Origin of the sequence: Bacillus sp. FSL E2-0195 (genome assembly GCF_038003645.1) — a bacterium.
In the GTDB taxonomy this organism is placed as follows: Bacteria; Bacillota; Bacilli; order Bacillales; family Bacillaceae_G; genus Bacillus_A; species Bacillus_A mycoides.
Genome location: NZ_JBBOPN010000001.1, coordinates 2491659 through 2516216 on the forward strand (window position 1 = coordinate 2491659; position 24558 = coordinate 2516216).

At 32.7% G+C, this 24558-nt stretch carries 19 protein-coding genes and 2 pseudogenes; 17 read left to right on the top strand and 4 right to left on the bottom strand.

Annotated features, from left to right (window positions below; all coding sequences use genetic code 11):
* Positions 1 to 64: 64 nt before the first annotated feature.
* From MHH59_RS12730 to MHH59_RS12740, 3 genes are all read left to right on the top strand, one after another.
* Entirely contained in the window at positions 65 to 1435 is a 1371-nt protein-coding gene (locus tag MHH59_RS12730; protein ID WP_016127033.1) for an aminotransferase-like domain-containing protein, read from the top strand.
* A 243-nt stretch (positions 1436 to 1678) separates the two neighbouring features.
* Positions 1679 to 2095, top strand: a complete 417-nt coding sequence (locus MHH59_RS12735; RefSeq protein WP_002127537.1) for a VOC family protein — start codon at positions 1679 to 1681, stop codon at positions 2093 to 2095.
* A 134-nt stretch (positions 2096 to 2229) separates the two neighbouring features.
* A complete protein-coding gene (locus tag MHH59_RS12740; protein ID WP_002168316.1) occupies positions 2230 to 3108 on the top strand; it encodes an SDR family oxidoreductase in 879 nt (292 codons plus the stop codon).
* 82 nt (positions 3109 to 3190) lie between these two features.
* Here the strand turns inward: MHH59_RS12740 and MHH59_RS12745 are convergent, their stop codons facing one another.
* Complete coding sequence (locus tag MHH59_RS12745; protein WP_340851330.1) at positions 3191 to 3844, bottom strand: CPBP family intramembrane glutamic endopeptidase; 654 nt, start codon at positions 3842 to 3844, stop codon at positions 3191 to 3193.
* A 398-nt stretch (positions 3845 to 4242) separates the two neighbouring features.
* On the opposite strand from MHH59_RS12745, the gene MHH59_RS12750 reads away from it, so the two are divergent.
* Positions 4243 to 4446: a hypothetical protein gene (locus MHH59_RS12750; RefSeq protein ID WP_000290880.1), complete on the top strand. Its 204-nt coding sequence runs from the start codon at positions 4243 to 4245 to the stop codon at positions 4444 to 4446.
* Between the two features lie 35 nt (positions 4447 to 4481).
* Here MHH59_RS12750 and MHH59_RS12755 read toward each other — a convergent pair.
* Positions 4482 to 4723 (bottom strand): annotated as a pseudogene (locus MHH59_RS12755) (hypothetical protein).
* Positions 4724 to 4850: 127 nt separating this feature from the next.
* Here MHH59_RS12755 and MHH59_RS12760 point away from each other — a divergent pair.
* From MHH59_RS12760 to MHH59_RS12775, 4 genes and pseudogenes are all read left to right on the top strand, one after another.
* Positions 4851 to 5123, top strand: a pseudogene (locus MHH59_RS12760) (hypothetical protein).
* On the top strand, positions 5107 to 5604 hold the full coding sequence (locus MHH59_RS12765) for a DUF421 domain-containing protein (protein ID WP_002085380.1): 498 nt from the start codon (positions 5107 to 5109) through the stop codon (positions 5602 to 5604). The pseudogene MHH59_RS12760 and the gene MHH59_RS12765 overlap by 17 nt, the downstream one beginning before the upstream one ends.
* A gap of 242 nt (positions 5605 to 5846) precedes the next feature.
* On the top strand, positions 5847 to 6380 hold the full coding sequence (locus tag MHH59_RS12770; protein ID WP_061690182.1) for a TetR/AcrR family transcriptional regulator: 534 nt from the start codon (positions 5847 to 5849) through the stop codon (positions 6378 to 6380).
* A gap of 158 nt (positions 6381 to 6538) precedes the next feature.
* Positions 6539 to 6961, top strand: coding sequence for a DUF3995 domain-containing protein (locus tag MHH59_RS12775; RefSeq protein WP_340851331.1), 423 nt, complete (start codon positions 6539 to 6541; stop codon positions 6959 to 6961).
* A gap of 337 nt (positions 6962 to 7298) precedes the next feature.
* On the opposite strand, the gene pdxR is transcribed toward MHH59_RS12775, so the two are convergent.
* Entirely contained in the window at positions 7299 to 8738 is a 1440-nt protein-coding gene (gene pdxR, locus MHH59_RS12780) for a MocR-like pyridoxine biosynthesis transcription factor PdxR (RefSeq protein WP_340851333.1), read from the bottom strand.
* A gap of 148 nt (positions 8739 to 8886) precedes the next feature.
* Between pdxR and MHH59_RS12785 the strand changes: the two genes are divergently transcribed.
* The 4 genes from MHH59_RS12785 (at position 8887) to MHH59_RS12800 (ending at position 12268) form a co-directional block, all read left to right on the top strand.
* Positions 8887 to 9804, top strand: coding sequence for a DMT family transporter (locus MHH59_RS12785; RefSeq protein WP_340851334.1), 918 nt, complete (start codon positions 8887 to 8889; stop codon positions 9802 to 9804).
* Between the two features lie 217 nt (positions 9805 to 10021).
* A complete protein-coding gene (locus tag MHH59_RS12790) occupies positions 10022 to 11185 on the top strand; it encodes an FAD-dependent oxidoreductase (protein ID WP_340851336.1) in 1164 nt (387 codons plus the stop codon).
* A gap of 24 nt (positions 11186 to 11209) precedes the next feature.
* Positions 11210 to 11875 (top strand): TetR/AcrR family transcriptional regulator, encoded by a 666-nt coding sequence (locus MHH59_RS12795; RefSeq protein ID WP_003189440.1) that lies wholly within the window; start codon positions 11210 to 11212, stop codon positions 11873 to 11875.
* 162 nt (positions 11876 to 12037) lie between these two features.
* Positions 12038 to 12268: a hypothetical protein gene (locus MHH59_RS12800; RefSeq protein WP_232294824.1), complete on the top strand. Its 231-nt coding sequence runs from the start codon at positions 12038 to 12040 to the stop codon at positions 12266 to 12268.
* A 98-nt stretch (positions 12269 to 12366) separates the two neighbouring features.
* Here MHH59_RS12800 and secY read toward each other — a convergent pair whose 3' ends face one another.
* Complete coding sequence (gene secY / locus MHH59_RS12805; RefSeq protein ID WP_002069884.1) at positions 12367 to 13671, bottom strand: preprotein translocase subunit SecY; 1305 nt, start codon at positions 13669 to 13671, stop codon at positions 12367 to 12369.
* Between the two features lie 536 nt (positions 13672 to 14207).
* On the opposite strand from secY, the gene MHH59_RS12810 reads away from it, so the two are divergent.
* The 5 genes from MHH59_RS12810 to MHH59_RS12830 all read left to right on the top strand — a co-directional run bounded on the left by MHH59_RS12810 (position 14208) and on the right by MHH59_RS12830 (position 24551).
* Positions 14208 to 14723: a DinB family protein gene (locus MHH59_RS12810; protein ID WP_003189443.1), complete on the top strand. Its 516-nt coding sequence runs from the start codon at positions 14208 to 14210 to the stop codon at positions 14721 to 14723.
* 556 nt (positions 14724 to 15279) lie between these two features.
* Positions 15280 to 17226: a bifunctional metallophosphatase/5'-nucleotidase gene (locus MHH59_RS12815; protein ID WP_002032306.1), complete on the top strand. Its 1947-nt coding sequence runs from the start codon at positions 15280 to 15282 to the stop codon at positions 17224 to 17226.
* 686 nt (positions 17227 to 17912) lie between these two features.
* Complete coding sequence (locus tag MHH59_RS12820; protein WP_016127039.1) at positions 17913 to 19616, top strand: M4 family metallopeptidase; 1704 nt, start codon at positions 17913 to 17915, stop codon at positions 19614 to 19616.
* A 516-nt stretch (positions 19617 to 20132) separates the two neighbouring features.
* Positions 20133 to 22703 carry a type I pullulanase gene (gene pulA / locus MHH59_RS12825; protein WP_340851341.1) on the top strand — a complete coding sequence of 857 codons (2571 nt, stop codon included), beginning with the start codon at positions 20133 to 20135 and terminating at the stop codon, positions 22701 to 22703.
* 870 nt (positions 22704 to 23573) lie between these two features.
* Complete coding sequence (locus MHH59_RS12830; protein WP_016101928.1) at positions 23574 to 24551, top strand: SagB/ThcOx family dehydrogenase; 978 nt, start codon at positions 23574 to 23576, stop codon at positions 24549 to 24551.
* Positions 24552 to 24558 lie beyond the last annotated feature (7 nt).

Here is a 24558-nt window from a genome sequence, read left to right on the forward strand (position 1 = left end):
GATCTAGTGCTACAATGTGAACAAATACAAACTGTACCGGTACAAAAAAATAGGAGGTGTAATGATGTATAAATATTTACATGTTTTGAACGACTTAGAAAGTATGATTCAAAATGGTGAGATAAAAGAAGGAAAGAAATTACCGTCTATACGGTCGCTTGTTACACAATATGAATGTAATAAGGCGACTGTAATACGAGCGCTGCATGAATTGGAAAAGCGTCATATTATTTATTCTGTACCTCAAAGTGGATACTACGTTGTTAAGAAATCTGGAAGTTACGTAGAAAGTAACGAGATTATTGATTTCGCTTCTTCGGCCCCAGATCCAGATGTTTTTCCATACTTAGATTTTCAGCATTGCATTAATAAAGCGATTGATACCTATAAGAATGATTTGTTTATATACGGAACACCGAAAGGGTTACCATCTTTAATTTCGGTTGTGCAAAAACAGTTAGCAAACTATCAAGTTTTCACAAAGGAAGATAATATATTTATAACGTCAGGTGTGCAGCAGGCGCTTGCTATATTAACTTCAATACCATTTCCGAATGAAAACGAAACGATACTAATTGAGCAGCCAAGTTATCATTTATATATTGAATATGTAGAAATAAATAAGATCTCTGTGATCGGAATAAAGCGTACACATGAAGGGATAGATTTAAATGAACTAGAGAAGATATTCAGCACAGAAAAAATTAAATTCTTTTATACAACTCCAAGATTTCATCATCCACTTGGAACTTCGTATTCTAAAAAAGAGAGAGAAAAGATTATTAAACTTGCGAAGAAATATAATGTATTTATAGTAGAAGACGACTATTTAGCAGATTTAGAAACTGATTCAAAAGTAGATCCGTTTTACAGCCAAGATAATTGTAATCATGTTATATATTTAAAAAGTTATTCGAAGATCATCTTTCCTGGTTTGCGAGTCGGTGTTGCAGTCATCCCGCAATCCATTGCAGATGCCTTTTATAAGTATAAAAAGATTTTAGATATCGATAGTCCTATGATTTCGCAAGCTGCTTTAGAAATTTACATAAAGAGCGGAATGTTTGATCGGCATAAACATAAAATAAAAGCATCTTACTACAATAGGTCAAAAAAACTAGCGGCAGTAGTAGAAGGTGTTCAAAATGAAAATCCACATTTGTTTACTTCTAGAACAGTAGATCCAATTGGAATACACACTTGTTTACAGTTGAAAAAAAATATAGTCACGGACACATTTATTAAAAATTTAAGCAAGAGTCAAATAAGCATAGATTCTATTGATAAAAATTATTTAAGTAACTTTCATAAAGAGAGATTGTTAAAGTTAAATGTATCTAATGTAAAAGAAGAAAAGATTGAAGAAGGGATTGGCAAAGTAATTGGGGAAATAAAACGAACGAACCGTGTGGATTTTCAGTTTAAAAAAGAATAAAAATTATGAGGGGGCGTGTTTTGAATAGAATAGCCTTGTTTGTATGTATTGCTCTTATTGATTCACAATATTATTGTTTAATTACAAAAAAATCGTTACGTTCATGATCTGCCATTAAAAGGGCATTTTCTTGAATATGGATAAGAGAATGGGTTATTTATATGTGAATTAAAGGTAATTCAGAAGGTGTTATTTCGTTTTAGTATGTGGAAATATTACTCAACCTTATGGAGGAGATCGATTATGAGCAATACACAGACATTACGAGGGCTAACTACAGTTAGTTTTTGGACAGATAATCTAGCAGCCGCAAAGAAATGGTACGCTGACCTATTAGGAAGTGAACCATACTTTGAACGTCCAGGATATGCCGAATTTCGCATTGGCGATTACCAACACGAGCTAGGTTTAATCGATAGCCGTTATGCGCCAGCTGATTCAGTGACTGGCCCATCTGGCTCTATAGTGTACTGGCATGTTGATGATGTAACAGCAACTTTCAATAAGCTACTGTCTATGGGAGCAAAAGAGTATGAGGCACCTACAGAGCGCGGCGTGGGATTCATCACGGCTTCCGTAGTTGATCCCTTCGGAAACATATTAGGCGTTATGTACAATCAGCACTATTTAGATGTGCTAATTTCGAACAAAAAAGCATGAACTTCGCTGCTGCACAACGAGGCATAGGGTGCAATGCTAATCAAATTTAATTAATATTATTTTAACCCCTTCTTAAAATCAGAACGGGGTACCGAAAATAATTATACTTGATTATAAAGAGTAATGAGAATCACATGAAACCATTACAAGGTAAAATAGCAGTTGTGGCCGGAGCAACACGAGGCGCCGGAAGAGGTATTGCGATGATGCTTGGTGAAGCCGGTGCAACTGTATATGTAACAGGAAGAAGTACAAAAGGGAATTTATCCTGTATGGGAAGAACTGAAACGATTGAAGAAACGGCAGAGCTTGTTACAAAGCAAGGCGGAAAAGGAATCGCAGTTCGTGTTGATCATACGGTAGAAGAAGATATTAAAGCATTATTTACAAAGATTCAAGACGAACAAAATGGACAGCTTGATATTTTAGTAAACGATGTTTGGGGCGGCGATCCTTTAACAGAATGGGAGAAACCTTTCTGGGAACACAACCTACATAACGGACTACTTATGCAACAAAGAGCTGTTCATTCTCATATAATGACAAGCCATTACGGTGTACCATTAATGGTGAAAAATAAAATGGGACTTGTTATTGAAATTACAGATGGAGTCGATTATCAATATCGAGGTAATTTGTACTATAGTTTAGCAAAAGTCTCAACAATTCATTTAGCAGAAGCTATGGCGAAAGATTTAGAACAACACAATATTACAGCTGTCGCAGTTAGTCCAGGATTCCTTCGTTCAGAAGCGATGTTAGATATATTTGGTGTAACAGAGGAGAATTGGCGAGAAGGAGCTAAACAAGACCCTCATTTTATCGCATCAGAAACTCCTTTCTTTGTTGGAAGAGCAGTAGCAGCTTTAGCAAGTGATCCAAATGTTCATGAAAAAACGGGACGAGCGTTAAGTTCATGGGAATTAGGAAGAGAGTATGGATTTACAGATATGGATGGAAGACGCCCAGATTGGGGGAAATATTTTGAGGAGAATGTTTTGAATCAAAATTAATGTTTTTAGAGCACTCAATAGCTGAGTGCTCTTGTTCTTTATACAATACGCAAATAATAAAGTCCTTTTAAAAATAAAATGGTTATTTAAAAAGCATTGGTACAAATGAAATACAGTCAAAAATAAAGTGACAAATCCAACTTACCCAAATACTTTTTGAATTTTTCCATATATAATTTAGTGCTAATCTAATTGGGATTATAGTTAGTAATAACTGCATTGGCACAAAACCATAAGCTGGAATATGCCACAAAGCGAACAACAAACTACATATTAATGATGCCGTGCCAAATTTTAATCCTAATTTTTGTAATGCGATAATTATATTAGTGCAAATCAACTCTTCACCCATTAACATAAAGGGTACACGGAATAAAATCATAGAAATACTTATTACTTCAGCAACGGAATTTTTAGTTGCAGGTTCAAAAATGTAACTGAATATTAAGTTGGAAGCCATACCTACGATAATTGTTAAAGGCAAACCCCAAAGTAATGTCTTGAAATTAAAATGTTTAAATTGCTCTAATGATATTTTTCCTAAAAAATAGTATCCTATAATTCCACATAATACAAGATTCCATAAAGCTTCAAAAATCATCCTCAATACTTCAGGTATATTATCTCCTAACACTGCGAAAAGTTGATATACAATCCCGGAAATAATTAATAATCCCAAAGCCAAAAGGGATTTCGAATCAATTTTCATCTCTGTTTCTATAATCTTTGTTTCCACAACTACCCCTTCTTTCTTATTATTTCATTGATTACGAATATATAATAGCACATTGTTCTCCAAAATAATGGTAATTGAGACGATCATAATAATTTTATTTTTCCAAATCAGTAAGTCCAAGATTAGGAGATTCCTTGCAAGAATCATTTAGACCAAAACCTATTATTAATGTCGTGATTGAAATAAAGCAATTATTAAACAAAAATAATAATCGCCCATCAAATTTATGAGTAGGCGATTAATGTATTTCTAAGAACAAAATTAAACAACTTTATTATCTGTACACATATATCGCATAAAACATTTTTTAACTTCATTAAATATATAGGGAATCATTACCAAAAAAATGATATCCTTAAAGTATAGTCTATATTTTGTATAGGAGGGTGATGGAGTCTATGGCGGTACGTATAGTCGATGATTTACAACAATTCTCTTTATTACTTATGTTTTTGAGTACATTAATATTTTACAGATACTTAAAGAAGATTAAACGAGAGAGAAAACTGACTTCTTTCGAATGGACAATGTATTTTGTCACTCAATTCGCGACTTCTATTTGGGCAATTACTTATTTTATTAAATTCTTGTCTGAATCGTAAGTTACATTAAACCATTTTAGTTTACTGGGTTATTGTTATCTATTAGGGATATAAATATAGTCCGTATCTAAGTCAATGACGACATCGGTCTTAATGTCTTCTTGTAATGATTTTGGAATGTTTTCAAAATGATAACGTAAACAAAATAAATTTATAAACTCCTCATTAGATAACTCTTCATTTTTTACGTTAAAATACATTTTTTTAACTTACTGATAGAACAGTTATGACCAATAACATACTCATTAATTCCATATCCATCAAATTCAATTATCATGTTATCACTATTGGTTGCTAGCCAACATTATAGCTTTAATTTTAGATGAATCTTTCATATTGATTATTGTACATAGCTTATATATGTCTCGTCTCAATTATGATATTCAAAATAAGAAGAAACACATATGGAAATTTTTGTGGCAGGTGCAACAGCACGTTCTTTAATACCAATGCTAATAAAAGAAGGTCATACTGTGTATGCAATGATTCGTAACGAATCACAAGTAGAAGCAATGAAGAAAGTTGATGCTTTACCATTACTAGCTGGGAGAGAGGTGCTTCAAAGAATAAGGCACGTAAAGTGAATGGATACTTTAAAATATCATAAAAATCCTTTAATGGGAATACTAGTAACATTCACTATTAAAGGATTGGACTGTAATGAATATACTTTTTGAAAGCATTATTTTAATCCTCACTGGAATCATTGTTTTAAAATTGACAGGTAGTAAATCTGTTAGCCAAATGACGAGAGCTGAAATTATTATTGTGGTTTCTATAGGACGTATTATTGTAGAACCTATATTAAGTAGGAAAGTAGGCCCATCTATTTTTGCTGCGTTTATTTTTGCGGGTGTTTTACTTATTATTCATTTTTTTGAATTGAAATCACGAAAAGTAGAAAAGTTTCTAAATGGAAATAGCATTATTGTTATAGAAAACGGAGAAATCTTAAAAAAGAATTTATTACGCGCGAAAATGTCAGAACAACAATTATTTATGCATCTGAGAGAAAAAGGTATACATGAAATCAAGAATTTACAACAAGCAACTGTAGAAACGAATGGACGGATTGGGTATCAACTAACTACTAAGGCACAACCAGTTACTTTGGAAATGCTAGAAAAGCTTCTAGAGCAATGCAATCTGAAAAAATAGTTTTAGACTGAAAAGCGCTTCTTGTACATAAAGGCACTTTTCACAAACGTGTAAAAGTCCCTTCAGTAATCCTGAAGGGATTTTCGTGTTATCTAATTTACCGAGGGTGATGACGATCAATATTACGATTAACAACAACATTACAGTTCATAAAAATAAACAGAATGAATAATTGACAAAAAATGAGAATAGTAGTAATCTAACGTAAAACATACGCTACCGTATTTTATTGGGGAGATAATATGCAATTAACGAGAGAAGACTGGATAAAAGTAGGATTACAACAATTAGCTAATGAAGGTATACATAAAGTTCGCATTGAAGCACTTGCTCGATTGCTAAAAATAAGCAAAGGAAGCTTCTATCACTATTTTCGTGACCATCAAGAGCTTTTAGATTCTATGCTCGACTTTTGGGAAGTACATGCAACAAAGCTGATTGTTCAAAGTATGGAGCAACAGGATGCCTCTTTAGAACAGCTATTACAGATTAGTTTTAATCGAGATAAAAAAATTGAGAATGGTATTTATGCTTGGGCTAAATACGATCCTGTTGTGGCAGCACGTTTAGTAGATATAGAAGAACAAAGAATTTCTTGTGTTGCAAAATTGTATGAAAAAATGGGCATAGACGAAACTGAATCAGTTGATCGAGCGAGACTTGCCTATTTAACGTATGTAGGCTGGATGACAAGGTTTGAAGCAAATCTTAATTTTGATATTGATAAAATGGTTGAGCTTTTAACTTCTTTCAGCGGGTGTCCAAACATCCACTGAAAAAAGTAAAGCCTCCGGACGCAATTATGCTGAGGCATAATTGATTATTCGATAATAAATGTCCCTAATATGGTTATAAAACCTGAAGGGACAATACTTTCACTATAACATACGGTAGTGTATGTTATCTTTGAAGTTACGAAATTGGGGGCGAACAAATGAAATTACTATTAATAGTAGTAGCTGTGGGGCTTCTGTGGTTTATCAGTTTTTTGCATATTTATTGGGCTTTTGGAGGTCGATGGGGTTCTGCTGCTGTTATCCCAGTAAAAGAGGGAGAACATAAGCCTGCTTTTACTCCGAGAATATGGGGAACATTATTCGTAGCCATTCTTATTCTATTAGCTAGTGTCATTATTGTTGTTCAAGTAGGTTATTTGCAGGGGTTCAAAGCAAATAGTTTATCTAAAATCGGAAGTATTGTCTGTGCTTTAGTTTTCATTGTTAGGGCAATTGGTGATTTTAAGTTTGTTGGATTTTTCAAAAAAATTAAACATTCGCAGTTTGCTAGATATGACACTTGGTTCTATAGTCCATTATGTTTATTCTTTGGTTTTGTCTATATCATGTTGTTGTTTTAATAAGTATAATGAATTCCCTATAAAATAAATTTTATGCAGGAAGAAAACACCTCTTATTGAACAAGTAGTAATAAAAAGTTTGAGCATAGCAATAGAGCAATACAGGTTCTGGTGACAGCGAAGTCCGCTATGATTAGTCATTTGTGTTTAAAAAGAGGATAGATAGGGCGAATTTATTCAAGCTCTTCTATCCTTTTAATTTTTATAAATCTAATGTATGACATTAGATAAGAATTCACTATTAATAATAGGTTCAGCTTATATCTTGACTTTTAATAAAATTTTAAAGTGTTGGTTTTTTATTGTGTGAATAATAGGTTAGTTGTTGTTTTGGAGTTTAAATCATTGATTTAAACTTAGCAATGGTATCATGTAATCTTTCTAATCCAATCAACATATCTTTATCATTTAACATTGAATAACTAATTCGTAAATGATTATATTGAGTTTCATGGCTTAACAAACAAGCTGTGCCGGGTAAAAAAGAAACATCTACTTCATTCGCTTTTTGTAATAATGTAAAAGGATCGATTAACTGAGGGAGTGTAATCCATAAGTTAAATCCTCCATTAGGTATTTCAAATTCTAATTCTTTTAATGGAGATAATATATCAATTGTTAAATCGCGTCTAATTTGTAAAGCTGTACGTAATTTTTCTAAATGATTTTTCATTCGTTCCGCTCGTAAAAAAGGAAGTAGTGCTTTCTGCGTTAATAAAGGGCTACCAATATCCATCGAAGCCTTCACAGCGTATAACCATTCAAAGATATGTCCTTCAGCTGCAAGTGCCGCGATGCGAAGACCTGGTGCTAACGTTTTACTAAATCCTTTTAAATATATAACATGACCATTTGTATCAAAGCTTTTTATTGGAGGGGGAATTTTAAAATCCTCAAAATAAATTTCTCCGAAAGAATCATCCTCAATAATGAAGAAGTTATATAGCTCTGCTAGTTCTACAAGTTCCATTCTTCTTTCTTTACTCATTACTGTGCCCGTTGGATTCTGAAAAGTAGGATTCACATATAACAAAACAGGATTCTTTCTTTGACAAATATCATCGATTAAATCTGAGCGAATGCCATTGTTATCAAGACTAACAGGGATAATTTGAACTCCTTTATTAACAAATACATCAAGCGACGCTCCATAACACGGACTTTCTACTAACACTATGTCTCCAGGCTTTAATAATGTTTGGGCGATTAAATCGATTCCTTGCTGGGCACCACTTGTAATTAATAATTGAGATGGATCTGTAACTACTTGTTGGTGTTCTTTTAAGTAGTTTGTTATTTCCACTCTAAGTTCTTTGTCACCTTGAACAGGTCCGTATGTTGCCAGTATCATTTGATCCTTATTAAGTAATTTGTGCATTTCATCTGAAAGAAACGGATTTGGTAATAAACGTGGATAAAGGACAGCCTGTGAAAAATCAAAATATTTACGATGTTGGTTCATTACATATTGAGAACGCATAACATTAATGGATTTCGTTTGTTGCCATTGATATGGAATTGGTTTGAAATCTTTGTTCACACGTTTATGTATATAGGCACCTTTTCCTTGTTCAATTCGTATATAACTTTTCGTTTCTAACTGTTTATAAGCTTTACGAACAGTTAATAAACTAATTTGCAAATCATCGGCCATAGAACGTAAAGAAGGGAGGTAATCGCCATGTGAAAGCATCCCGCTTTGAATTCTCTCAACAATTTGCATATAAATTTGTTGGTAATATGGTATGTTGGATTCTTTACGTAGTACTATCTTCATAGAATCACCTGTTTTTCTTTTTAATTTAATTAAAGCGAAAAATAGTCTGACAATCAACTATATTTTTATTCAACTGTTATATGCTCGGATACACTGTTATACACCATATCCTCTATACTCATTTCAAGAGTAAAAAGGAGGAAGCAAAATGGTCATTTTAAATTATATTTTAGTATGTATTATTTTTGGAACGACATTTTTAACGATAAAAATTGGAATAGAAGCGGGGGCACCACCATTATTTTCAGCTGGAATTCGTTTCTTTTTGGCGGGCCTTATTCTCATTATTATTTTTAAATTAAAGCGAAAGGATATTATGCCTTACTTATTATCGAAACGTATTATATATGCTGGTTTTTGTTTAACATTTATGACATTCGCGACCCTTTACTGGGCTGAACAATATATTTCTTCTGGATTAGCTGCAGTTCTATCTGCAACAGCCCCAATGATGATTTTGCTATTACAATCAAAGAGAAATAAAACAAAATTGCAAAAAGAACAACTTGTTGCTTTAGTTATAGCACTTACAGGAGTTTTGTTTATATCTTTACCTGGCATGCATCAAGAACTTACTTTCATATGGAGTATCGCTTGCCTTGTTATATTAGTAGGAGAGTTGTTTTATGGAATAGGTTCTATTCGTTCTAAAGTGATACTTTCAGATTTACCTAACGTATCACCATTTCTCATTAACGGCATTCAAATGTTTTATGGAGGAGTTTTGTTGTTAATTGTATCTATCGTAATGGAACAGCCTAATCTAACAGTCTTAACATCTTGGAATGTACAATGGCCAATTTTATATCTCATATTTGTAGGATCAATCGGTGGGCACGGTTTATATTATTGGCTCTTATCAAAAACAAATCCAATATTTCCATCAACATGGTTGTATGTATCTCCATTAATCGCTGTTATTGTAGGTTATTTTGTATTAGGAGAACCATTAAATCCTGCAATGGGAATTGGAGCTTGTTTAATCTTGATTGGTGTATTTTTAGCGAATCGTTCTACGCTGGGCGTTTATTTTAAGCAAGGGAAGTTATTGAAGAAAGAAATGTAAATAATACAAATGGAATCATTGGACTATTAAGTTAATAAAAGTTTATTACTTTATCAACTTAAAAAGCATGTTACTACTGACTTGTAACATGCTTTTTATTTTTACACATTAAGTTTAACATAATTTGCTTAGTAATTAACGAACGATGTACTTTACGAACAGTGTACGTTATGTTATAAATAAAACAAGTAATTCAATAAAATATAAGGTGTGATAAATGATGGAAAGAAAAAATAAAGGAGAAAAACGTATTGCAATTATAGGTGCTGGACCAGGAGGTTTAACATTAGCTCGTATATTACAGAAACATGGTTTAAAATGTGTCGTATATGAAAGAGAAACATCACCATGGATTCGGCAACAAGGAGGTTCATTAGATATTCATCATGATTCCGGACAAGAGGCGCTTAAAGAAGCAGGATTGTTAGAACAATTTAATGAACTTGCTAGATATGAGGGAGAAGATTTTCGTTTATGTGATAAGAACGGGAAAATATATTTAGATGAAGTAGCGGATCCTAATTGCGGAGATCGTCCAGAAATTGATCGAGGCACTTTACGTGAGTTACTTTTAAATTCTGTTGATCCGCAATGTATACATTGGGGCTATAACTTAACAAAAGCCATTCCTGTAGAAAATGGTATACATGAACTTCATTTTGAAAATGGACATGTAGACACTGTTGATTTAGTGGTAGCAGCAGATGGTGCCTTCTCTCGAATTCGTCCACTTGTCACAAATTCTATACCGCAATATACTGGTATTAGCATGGTAGAATTGAATTTGAAAAATGTAACGAAAAATCATCCTCAGATGGCGAAATTTAATCGACGTGGCAAAGTATTTGCACTTGCGGAGCATAAAGGAATTCTTGCGCAATTAAATGGAGATGACAGTATTCGCGTGTATTTAAGTTTTAGAATAGATAAAAAATGGCTTGATAATTGTGGAATTCCATTTAAAAATTTAGAAGAAGCAAAACATCAACTTCTACAATATTTCGAAGACTGGGATGAAACACTTAAAAATTATATTAGATGTGCAGATGGTGCGATTTTTCCTAGACGAATTTATATGTTACCTGTTGGACTAACTTGGAAAAGTAAGCCTGGTGTTACTTTAATTGGTGATGCTGCACATTTAATGTCTCCATTTGCTGGAGAAGGTGTGAATCTAGCGATGCGTGATGCGGCAGAACTTGCATTATCTATTGTAAAACATGATAATTTGAACGAGGCAATTGAAAATTACGAAGAAAAAATGTACGATTATTCTTCTCAATCCGCTGAAGTGTCAAATGATAATCTTGAGATTTGTTTCTCGGAGGATGCTACTATGAAAATGTATAATCTTATGAATCAACTTCATGAGCAACAATAAAAATATATTTACTAAAGGAGAACTATGGAAGAGCAAACGAATACAATTACTAGTCGTCGTTCACGACCAGCAAAAGAACCGTTAAGTAAGGAAATCATTGTTAAGACTGCTTATGACCTATTAGAGTCTGAAGGTATTTCTGGCCTTAGTATGCGTAAAATTGCAAAAGTATTAGATACAGGTCCGTCTTCTTTATATGTATACGTAAAAAATGCTGATGAATTAAGAGCGTATGTATTAGATTATGGTCTAGGGAAAATTGAAATAACAGATGAGAAAAATGAACCATGGAAAAAAGAACTATTTACACTTGTACATTCATATTTTCGAATTTTATTCGACTCTTCTGGAATGGCAGAATTAGCTTTAATGACAATTCCAATTGGGCCAAATTCTTTAGCCCTTACTGAACAGATTTTGCGTCAATTACATGAAGGTGGAGTTAATGCAAGAGCATCAGCATGGGGAGTAGATATTTTACTGTTATATGCTGCTTCGGTCGCATATGAACAAACAGCTCGCAAAGAAAAAGGTACCACTCTTGACCCAATTCGTGCTTCGTATGAGGCTTTAGATACAGCAAGGTATCCAATGATTGTAAGTCTAAAAGAAGATATGTTATCTGGTGGAGAAGAACGATTCCGCTGGGGATTAGAAGTTGTTTTGCAAGGTATTTTACATACGCAATAATATAATTAGTTTAAAACAGAGAGCTAGTTGAGCGGCACTCTGTTTTTTTTGAAAGAAAAATATGATACCTGTGTCTACAAACTACATTGTTAATGAATTTCAATATCTCTTTTTACACGATAGTAATAGACAACTTACACAATATAACCAGAAGTTAAAGAATTGGTTGGAATCCCTATATGTCAAAGGATAGATTTATTTTTAGGTGAAATTGATTATTTAGAAGCTAAAGTTTTTGGAATAAAAGGTGACAAAAGAATTGTTAGAAAGCAAGTAATAACATTAAAAGATTTTGTACCAGACTATTTAATTATAGATAAATTCATGCTGAGACTTTTTATAACCACCGAGGGATATATTGAAGGTGAGAGAAAGGAGCTACTTTTATGGTAATTAAAATAAAGATAAAAATATGAAGCGAGAAAATGAGGGTTTTATTTTTATAGAATAAAAAACACACTAGGTCTTTATATCCTAGTGTGTTTTTGTAATTAATTCACTTTTTTTATAAAACCTTTATAATGACGCTTCACAAGTTGACTTTCTAACGTCTTCATCGTTTCTAATGCAACACCTACGATGATTAGTAAACTTGTACCACCGATTTGAGCAGATGGTGGTAATGTAGCGATTTTTGTAAATACAAGTGGTAATATTGAAATTGCTCCTAAGAAAATCGCACCGATAAATGTTAAACGGTATAAAATTTTTGTTACATACTGTTCTGTAGATTTACCTGGGCGAATACCCGGGACATATCCGTTTTGCTTTTTCAAATTCTCAGCCATTTGTTCAGGATTTACTTGAATAAACGCGTAGAAATATGTGAAGGCAACGATAAGACCCACATATAGTGTCATTCCAAATGGATGTGCAAAATCAAGATTCGCAATTATCCATTTAGATACGCTTGAATCAGGGAAGAGCTGCGCAATTGTACGCGGCGTCATTAAAAAGGCTGAAGCAAAGATAACAGGAATTACACCTGCACTATTTACTTTAAGAGGTAAATGAGTATTTTTTGCTCCTTGATATTGATTGTTTCCTGAAACAGCTTTTGCATATTGAATCGGTATTTTTCGAACAGCTTGTTGAATGTAAATAACACCAACAACTATCGCTAAAATTACGAGTCCAATTAAAACCATTTTTATTATGTGCATAAATAACTGATCGCCTGCGTTTTGGAATTGTTGCAAATAAATTTGATTAGCGACATTCGGAATCGCCGCAACAAGTCCTGCGAAGATAATCATTGAGATTCCATTACCAACGCCATTAGCGGTAATTTGTTCACCTAACCAAAGTAAAAATGCAGTACCAGCAGTTAAAACTGTCGCAATAAATAAGTATGTAGTCCAGCTTTGATCTGTAATTAATTGTCCACCTGCTATATTATTAAAACCATAAGACATCCCAATGGATTGTATGAATGCGAGAATGATTGTAAAGTAGCGAGTAAATTGAGCTGATTTCTTACGGCCCATTTCTCCTTGCTTTGCCCATTCTGTAAATTTAGGTACAACGTCCATTTGTAGTAATTGTACAATGATAGAAGCTGTAATATATGGTGTGATACCTACAGCAAAGATTGAGAAGTGTTGCAGTGCTCCTCCGCCAAATACGTTCAGCATACCTAAAACGTTGGCTTGATCTTGTACTTTTAATACCTCTGCGTTAGTATGAGGAACTGGAATAAACGTGCCAATTCGAAAAACAATTAGCATCGCTAGTGTAAAAAGAATTTTGTTTCTTATCTCAGCTACTCTCATGAAATTTGAAATCGTACGAAACATTATGTCGCCTCCTATATTTTTATCAGTTCAAAACTGATTATTATATCCCGATGAAGTAACCACAAACCTCCTTCCGCATTAAATTCATTTGACAAATGGAATTTTATACATTTTGTAGTTTTCACGGATATAAAAATATAAGGTGTTATACAAGCGATTTATTAACTTTTCGTAATCATTCAATACCCATAATATAACTAATAAATTAACAAATGTACATACATAAGCATTAAAAATGAATGAATAGGTTGATTTTTTACATATATTTAATGCTAGATTGATAATTAGGAACGTTTTATGTAGTTATATTGAAAGGATTCCGTTGAAAGTATTATGATGTAGCTGTAGCGCATAATAACCTCAAGGAAATCTTCAAGGATGTTGAGAGAACTCATACATTTCAGCATGAATTAGAGAACCTACTAAAGAAAGAAAAGATTGGATTGGAATAATAGTGAAGGAAAATCTTTTTTCCATAGAGAATATTTCTAGCGTAGGAATTTAAGTATGTAGGTTCTAGCGAAAGGGGAATTCACATGAATACATTTGTAAATGACACGTTTTATGAAACTAGAAATCAATTATTTGAGGAAATTACTTTGTTAAGTGATGCTCAATTTAATAGGAAACCAGATAAGGATAAATGGAGTATAGCACAAGTTTGTCATCACTTAGTTTTATTAGATGAGAGAGTTATAACAGTTATTTCATCGGGATTAAAAAAGATGGATAGTATCTTAAATGAGCGTAAAGAAATTCACACTATTTTATTAGATAGATCGATAAAATTTATAGCCCCAGAAATGATTGAACCAAGTATAGAACCATTTGAAGTGCAGCAAATGGTTGATTTGTTAAACGACTCTAGAAAAGAATTGATGCGTTTCCTGAGTACAATAGAAGATGAATCTATATTAGCGAAAAAATCAGTGACGCATCCAGCTCTTGGAGAATTACTTCTTGATCAGTGGATAGAACTGATCTATTTGCATGAACAGCGTCATATAGAACAAATTAAAGAGATAAAATTGCTTTGTGGAGTTGAAAAGTAAAAATCATTATCTATTTATTGAGCGATTTGGGATAGCATCAAGGGTTCGAGTGATAAAATACAAGTCCTGATTAAAATTATGATGAATTTAGTTGAAAGCAACCAATAAGCAGAAAAAAAATACGAAACTAGCAGATTTTACTCCTGAAGAGGAAACGAACATTTGAAAAAAATCTGAATCCGATTTGCTGTATAAGTGTAACCCCGTCTTAAATGAAGAGCGGGGTTATTATTTTTGGAAGTGATCTCAGTATTTTCATATAGAAGGAAAAAATTAGAAATAAAATCCGAAAATGAGTTGCATGTCCAAAATTTTGAAAGTACATATACATCTACCGTTGGTTTAGCGCCCTTCACACGTTGGAGGAAGAAGTATTTTATTAGAAAATGATAAAATACTATTCTGTTAGGGGATATATGCATTTTATTCTCTATATTTTCACAGCAAAACCAACTACAAAATTATCTTTTATAGTTGAATTTCTCTGAATAATAAGTTAAATTTTAAAGTTCAAGCAACTTTATGACAGTACAAAAAGGGGAGAAATATTGTTATTATGCAAAAAATGAAATGGAAGAACTATGTATGCAATTTTATTATTCTTATGCTTCTTGTAACAGCAGTAACAGTCAAACCAGCTATTTCTAAGGCTGAGGAATCTAATGTTAATATTACATTGTTAGGTACTGCAGATATTCATGGTAGATTTATGCCTTGGGATTATGCGCTTGATGGAGCAAATATGAGTGGAAGTTTGACGCAGCTTTATACGGTTATAAAGAAGGTACGTCAAGAAAATCCAAATACCATATTAGTAGATGCCGGGGATACAATTCAAGGAAACTCAGTAGAATTATTCAACGATAAGCCACAATCGCCAATGATGGTAGCAATGAATACAATGGGATATGACGCCTGGGCATTTGGAAATCATGAATTCAACTTTGGATTAGATACATTGAAAAAAGTTAGTGAGCAATACAAGGGAAAGACGTTAGCAGGAAATATTTATAAGGAAAATGGAGAGCGTTTTCTTCCTGCATATACGATTGTTGAAAAAGGTGGAATTAAAGTCGGGATTATTGGTATGAATACACCAATGATTAGTGATTTTGAAAAAGGGACAGATCATTTGGATGGTTTAGTAGTGAAAAATCCAGTAGAAGAGACAAAAAAGGCTATTAAAGAATTAGAAGATAAAGTAGATGTAATGGTAGGGGTTATGCATATGGGACTAGAAAATGAGAATGGAATCCCAGGTACTGGTGTTCAAGATATTGCGAATGCTTGTCCGGAACTAAGCGCTATTTTTGCGGCTCATATGCATAAACTTGTAAAAAAAGAAGTTGTAAATGGCGTAATTATTACAGAACCAGATAAATACGGAACGCATATTTCACGTATTGACCTTACTTTTACAAAGCAAGATGGGAAGCTTGTTTTAAAAGATAAAACAGCTACCGCTATACCTGTAAAAAATGCTGATGGAACTACAGTATTATCTGATTCTACACTTGAAGAAACACTAACACCTTTTCATGAGTATGCGAGAGGAGATGCAAATGTTGTAGTCGCCCAATTAAAGGGTAGAAACCTTGTTCCTGAAAATGAAATAAAGGGTATTCCAAGTGTGCAGATTCAAGAGACACCTTTATCAGATTTCTTTCATGAAGTCATGCTCCATTACAGTAAGGCGGATGTAGTAGCCCATCAAATTGATAATGATTATGCCCGTTTGGATATAGGTCCTATAAAGAAGAAAGATATTGCTTATAATTATCAATATGCTTTGGGAGAAATTACAGTATATAAGATAACTGGAAAAGATTTAAAAGACTATATGGAATGGGCAGCAGGATATTTTAACTCATCTCGTGCCGGAGATGTAACAGTTAGCTTTGATAAAAATCGTCGTGCGTCTAAATACAGTACGAACGATTTCTTTGGAGGCGTAAAATACGAAATTGACTTAACAAAACCATATGGTAGTAGAATTACAAATTTACGCTCTATTCGTACAAATAAACCAATCAAAATGAGCGATGTTATGACGCTAGGAATGAATGCGTATAGAATGGAGGCTCTTCAGGCAAAAGGGGGAGCTTTAGAGGGACGTAAATTTGAACAAACTTGGTCATCTAAACAAGAGAATGCATTCGGAGAAACAGGTGGAACCATTCGTAACCTTGCTATTACATATTTAAAAGAGGTAAAGAACGGTGTATACACGCCAAAAGTTATGCATAATTGGAAAATTACTGGTGTAGATACACATTCTTCAGAGCATAAGGCTGTAGTTGATCTTGTAAATAAAGGGATTTTAGAAATCCCAAAAACAGAAGATGGAAAATATACAAATATAGCATCTATAAATACTAAAGATTCAATTACAAAAGAAGAGATTGTAGCACTCTCACAAAAAGCTAATATTAATCCAAATCAGTTTAATCATGTAAAAAGAAAAGGTGAATTTTACAAAAAACTTAGTAGGATAATTAAATAAATATAAAAAAGATGGCTCTCGTGCAAAAAACTATTAAACTTGGACATACCATTATCCTAAAAAAGTTTGTGATCGGTATGGAAATATAGAGAATCATCGGTAAAAAATCCCCTGAATCGCTTTAAAAATTTAGGGGATTTTTCATTTGAATAATTATTGTTTCATTTCTCACTATGTATATTTATAATATGCTTTAAAAGAACATACCTTAAGTTAATAACATGCAATAGATATGTCCTTTTCTATATTTAAATGGGGAGACAAAAATATCTTTGAAAGATATTTTTGACAAGATAAAAAAGCCTGAAACTCATATAAGACTTCAGCAGTCTCAAAACGTTACAATCCATGCAGCTATAGACATAAATAACAAAATTATATTGAAAAATCTAACTTGTATATGCGTTGCCTCACTAAAGTATTTATCTACTATTCTTAAAATAGTAAAGAGTGGTTTTTTATGTTGTTAATAAGATATAAGTGTACTTTGATTAGAATGAATATAGATAATTAACGACTAACCAATTGGATGAGCACCTAAAAGGGCTCATTTTTTATTTTATCGACCACATATATGTAATTTTGCATAATATTACATAAATTTTGTATTTTCTCTTTTTTTCGACATAAATAGACAGTATACTTTGTACAAGCTTTCTATTTCAAAAATTATACGAGGTGAAAAAATGAAAAACACAAAGACATTAACTAAAGTAGCATTAACAACAGGATTAGCTTTAACAGCTGTGGCACCATACGGAATAGGTCATGCAGAGGAAACAGATCAACTTCAAGTTCAAATTCAGGAGGACTCATTCCGTTCAGGTGAACTTACACAACCGTCACAAAAAACACCAGAGAATGTAGTAAAAGATGCTCTTAAGGAGAAAGCTGAACAAGCTCTTTCTCCAAATCAAGTCAATGGAGAAACAGGAGTAGATTATAAAGTTCTTCAAAAACGTGGTTCGTATGATGGAACAACACTTGTGCGTATGCAGCAAACATACGAAGGAAAAGAAGTATATGGCCATCAATTAACTGCACACGTAGATAATAACGGTGTTATTAAAAGTGTTTCAGGCGATAGCGCGCAAAATTTAAAACAAGAAGAATTGAAAAAGCCTATTAATCTATCAAAAGATGAAGCGAAACAATATATTTATACGAAATACGGGAACGATATCAAGTTTATTTCTGAGCCAGAAGTTAAGGAAGTTATTTTTGTTGATGAAAATAATGGACAAGCTAGCAATGCATATCAAGTTACATTTGAAGCGGCAACACCAAACTATGTTTCTGGAACTTATTTAGTAAATGCACAAAATGGTGATATGTTAAAAAATATGGTACAAGAATCTAACTTAAAAGCAAGTGAAAAACTAGTTGGAGCTTTAAAGGAAAGTAAAAAAAGTAGTCTTACATCATTAACTGGAACAGGAAAAGATGATTTAGGTATATCTCGTTCATTTGGTATTTCTAAACAAAGTAATGGTAAATATGCACTTGCTGATTATACAAGAGGGCAAGGAATTGAAACATATGATGTGAATTACAGAGATATTACTAAAGAAGAAAGCTATTATCCTGGTACACTAGCAACCAGCACTTCAACAACATTTAACGATCCAAAAGCAGTAAGTGCTCATTATTTAGCAACAAAGGTATTTGATTTTTATAAAGATAAATATAAGCGTAATAGTTTTGATAATAAGGGACAAAAGGTAGTTTCAGTTGTACATGCTTGGGATTCTGAAGATACGAACGATCCGAAAAATTGGCAAAATGCATTAAGTGCTAATAATGGAAGTATGCTTGTATATGGCGATCCTATTGTCAAGGCATATGACGTAGCTGGACATGAATTTACACATGCTGTTACTTCTAGCGAATCTAATCTTGAATATTACGGTGAACCTGGTGCGATTAATGAAGCGCTATCTGATATTATGGGAACATCTATTGAGAAATACGTAAATAATGGAAGCTTTAACTGGACAATGGGAGAACAAACTGGATCTGTTTTCCGTGATATGGAAAACCCAGCTTCTGTTCCATCTTCACTTGGAGTACCTTATCCAGATGATTACAGTGAATTTAACGATTTTAATGGATGGGATCAAGGCGGCGTTCATTTTAATTCAAGTATTATTAATAAAGTTGCGTATCTCATTGCAAAAGGTGGAACTCATAACGGAGTAACTGTTAAAGGAATTGGTGAAGATAAAATGTTTGATATTTTCTATTATGCAAATACAGATGAATTAAACATGACATCTAATTTCAAAGAATTGAAATCAGCATGTATTCGAGTGGCAACTAATAAATATGGGGCGAATACAGCTGAAGTTCAAGCAGTGCAAAAAGCATTTGATGCAGCAAAAATTAAGTAAGTTAGAAATATAGTTTTCATTCATATATTAATACATTATGAAAATCAGCTAATGTCATTTTAAGGATATTAGCTGATTTTTTACGTAGCAATGTATTAGTGAAAATAAAATTACTAAGCAATAATCAGGCATCTATCTTCAATAAGTTACGACAAATATATAAGATTTCAAGGATATAAAAACAGAAAATTAATAATATATTGACCTTTTAATAGTAAGTGCTATAAAATGAAAGCGATAACAAACGATTGCTTTAAAATGATTTCCCTGATCTTATAGTATTTACAAATATAAGAAGGAATAAACAAATCTATTTTTTTGAGTTTTAATGCAAACGTTTTCGTAAGGGTTGTTTCCATCTTATATTTGATTTTCGTATAAAAGATCATTGAAATACATACGTAAAAATAGCCAATATGGAGGTGAAGTAAAAGAGATTCCTAGATTAATTTAAACCGTGTTTCGTAGTATGAGCATAATAAATTGTTCGTAATATTTAAAGAAAGGGTGTATGGGGTGCAAATTACAAAAAAATTAATTAACAAATCGTTTTTATTACTTACCATAATCGTTATGTTATCATCTGTTTTCTCTTTTCAGAGTGTGAAGGCAGTTTCAAATTCGAAAACAACTGAAGTTATCATTCATTACAAAGAGAAATCTGGAAATACAAAAGACTGGAATCTTTGGGTATGGGGAGAAAATGCAAACGGTAAATCTTATGAATTTACTGGTGAAGATGAATTTGGAAAATACGCTAAGATAAAAATAGATGGTGACTATAATCGTGTAGGGTTTATAGTTCGTACCAATGAATGGGAAAAAGATGGAGGTGATCACTGGGTTGAAAATATAAGGGATGGTCGTGCTGAAGTATGGATCCTTTCGGGTGATGAAAAAGTATATGATTCTAAGCCTTCTTCGGATCTCTCAATTCAAAAAGCTACTATTGATAGTTTTAATGAAATTACTGTAACGACTAATGTTCCGTTTAATAGTAAGGAACAGAAAATTGAAATTGAAGGCGTTAAAATTAAGGGAATTAGTCCTTATGATAAAAATAGTGGAGATATTACTAATAAGGTTAAAATAATTACGGAACAGAAAATTGATTTAAAACAAACATACAAAGTTAAAATAGCAAACTTAGCTGATGCGAATACTGAAATCGGTAAAGTCATTCGTAGCGAGGAATTTGATAATTTATTTTATTATGGTGGTAATGATTTAGGGAATATATATACTCCGCAACATACAAAGTTCCGTTTATGGGCTCCTACTGCGAGTGAAGCGAAGTTAGTTACATATAAAAAATGGAGCGATAAAATAGGTACTGAAATAAACATGAAACAAGGTGAAAAGGGAACTTGGAAAGCAGAACTTAAAGGGAACCAAAAAGGTCTCTTTTATACGTATAAGGTGAAAATTGGGGATAAGTGGACTGAAGCGGTTGATCCGTATGTGCGTGCTGCTTCTGTAAATGGAGATAAAGGTGCAGTTGTTGATTTAGAAGAAACAAATCCGAAAAAATGGAAAGCAAACAAAAAACCGAAATTTAAAAATCCGGAAGATGCTATTATTTATGAATTGCATGTACGCGATCTTTCCATCCAACCTGAAAGTGGTATTAAGCAAAAAGGAAAATATTTAGGTGTAACAGAAAAAGGAACAAAAGGGCCTGAAGGTGTAAAAACAGGACTTGATCATATGAAAGATCTTGGTGTTACTCACGTTCAGTTTTTACCGATATTTGATTATGCTTCAGTAAATGAAGAGAATTTAAATGAACCACAATATAACTGGGGATATGACCCGGAAAATTTCAACGTCCCAGAGGGCTCCTATTCTACAAATCCTTTTGAGCCAACTGTTCGAATAACTGAATTAAAGCAAATGATTCAAACATTGCATGATAATAATCTTCGTGTTGTGATGGACGTAGTATATAACCATATGTATAATGCCGCTGAATCAAATTTTCATAAGTTAGTTCCAGGTTACTATTATCGTTACAATGAAGACGGAACATTAGCAAATGGAACTGGAGTAGGGAATGATACCGCTTCAGAACGAAAGATGATGAGAAAATTTATGGTAGATTCCGTCACATACTGGGCAAAAGAATACAATTTAGATGGGTTCCGTTTTGATTTAATGGGTATTCATGATTATGAAACGATGAATGAGATACGTAAAGCTGTTAATCAAATTGATCCTTCTATTATTCTGCATGGAGAAGGCTGGGATTTAAATACACCTCTTGCAGCTGAATTGAAAGCAAATCAAAAAAATGCGGAGAAAATGAAAGGGATTGCTCATTTTAACGATAATATTCGTGATGGATTGAAAGGTAGTGTATTTGAGGAGAAAGAAAATGGTTTTGTAAATGGAAAGCAAAACATGGAAGACCGTATTAAAAAAGGCATTACAGCCGGTATTGACTATGATACAAATTCGTCTACTTATCAAGATCCGGAGCAGGTGCTAACTTATGTGGAAGCACATGACAATCATACTTTATGGGATAAACTTGAGTTGACTAATTCAGGTGACAGTGAAGAAATGCGAAAACAAATGCATAAATTATCTTCTTCTATTTTATTAACATCACAAGGTATTCCATTCTTACATGCAGGACAAGAGTTTATGCGCACAAAATATGGTGATCATAATAGTTACAAATCTCCTGATTCTATTAACCAGATGGATTGGTTACGCCGTGCAGCATTTAATAATGAAGTAGAGTATATGAAGGGCTTAATAGATTTACGAAAAAAAAACCCAGCTTTTCGTATGACTTCTGCAGAGCAAATTAAAAAGTATGTAGCTTTTATCGATGTTCCCAAAAATGTTGTAGCTTATACAATAGATGGAAAGGGAAGTGGGAATAAAAGCGAATACTTTATGGTGGCTCACAATGCAAATAGGGAAGCCGTTGACATAACACTTCCATCGAAAGGTCCATGGAAAGTGCTAGTAAACGAGAATCAGGCGGGAAGTAAAACACTTTACGTTGTCCATGACAATAAAATTAAAGTTCCTGCATTAAGTTCACTAGTTTTAAAAACAGAGAAACCGATTAAATAAAAGCAAATAATGTGAAAGTATATACTGAATTGAGCAAATTGAATAGGGATTACAAATGAAAAAAGCGAAGTGAAGGTTGTTTTCACTTCGCTTTTAAAGTTAATGTAGTATAATTTCACATACTGTAATTATATTACAATTTAATAACGGAAATAGACAAGAGATTATTGCTATTGTAACAGTAGGGGAGGAGGTACCTTTGTATTTATTTATAAAATTATCTGAAATACATTCTTAATTTATATAATTTTTAATATACATTCGAACATCTAACGAGCTAGATGTTCGAGTTATATTAATTCCTACAAATCGTTCGAAAAATAACAAAGGCGTAAAAGTATATGGAATTAAAATAGAGAAAAGACACCTAAAATGGTGTCTTTTCTCTATTTTAAATACGATATGTTAATAACTCACTTGTATGTAATAGTATGTGCATTTTTACACTAACTTCTAAAGAAAAATTTCAAATTCTTTTCTTAATCTATTTGTAATAAATCTCATTAGAAAATTTTATCGCTATAACAAATAAAACTTTCTCAATATTATTTTGTTTAATAACTATTTCCATCTGCTTTCCAATCCATTACAATAATTTCACATTGAAAATACATGGAAATTCTCAATGTTCCAAATGGTTTATACCTTATAGGATTACTATGGTAAAGGATGTAAAATGTCTAATAAAAAATCATTTTTTATGACGAAATAAAAAATTTCAATGAAGAAAAAGTTATTTCATTATTCTCAAGTTACGTTGAAGTACATGTATTTATAATCACTATGAAACAAAGGGCAGAATCTAAGGACTATTTTTGTAGATTAGAAAATTGTATTTTAAAAATAAGTAAAACGTTTATGGAGGGTTATATGAGCGAGCAAATTTATTACTGGTCTCCTATTAAGCATTGGGAGAAGTTGCATAATGAAATTTTGATAGGAGAAACAAGATTTACAGGCGTTTTGTCTGAGTGGTTTCCTGAGTTTTATTTTTTTACTCAAAAAGGTGTGAAAATTAGTGAACTAGTAGAGCACTTTTCGTTAGGAAATGTAGAAGAGACACAAAAAACAGTAGAGCTTATGATAAAAAATCGTGTGTTAGTAAGTAACATATTACACCCAAGAGAAGTATTTTCCACACAAGAAAAGATTTTTCCGAATCCATATAGCAACCAGATTCGCTTTTCTAAAGAAGATTTAGATAAGTATATGAGTGAACAATTGAATCGAACACACCATGCTGTGCGGTCAACCGAAATTCAACTTGAAACAACAAATGAGTTACCCACTATAATCAAGGAACGTAGGTCTTGTCGCCAATTTGATATGAAAAAACATATTAGTTTTTTAGAATTTTCCCAATTCATATCAACTCTAAAACAGGTTAGGAAAGAACATATATACTATCATTACGCAAGTGCAGGCGGACTCTACCCTATTGATATCTTTATTTATATAAAACCAAAACGTATAGAAGGTATGAAAGCTGGGTTTTATTATTATAACCCAGCAAAAAACTGTCTTGTGATTGTAAATAATATTGATCAAGTAATCAAAAGTGATCATGAGTTAATTAACCAAGATTTATTTACTCAGTCTGCCTTTTCAGTTTATTTGGTTTATAATGCGAACGCTTCCATCCCGAAATACGGTTCAGATGGATATTTATTTGCTTGTATTGAGTCTGGTATTATCACTGCTACCTTAAATATGGTGGCTGAGACATTGAATTTAGGCGTTTGTTCAGTTGGTCATATGAAATTTGAAGAGATTCAGCAATTTTTATGTTTGGATAACCATCAAGTATTTCTCCATGGGCTTGAAGTTGGCTTGAAAATTAACGAATAGATGAAAT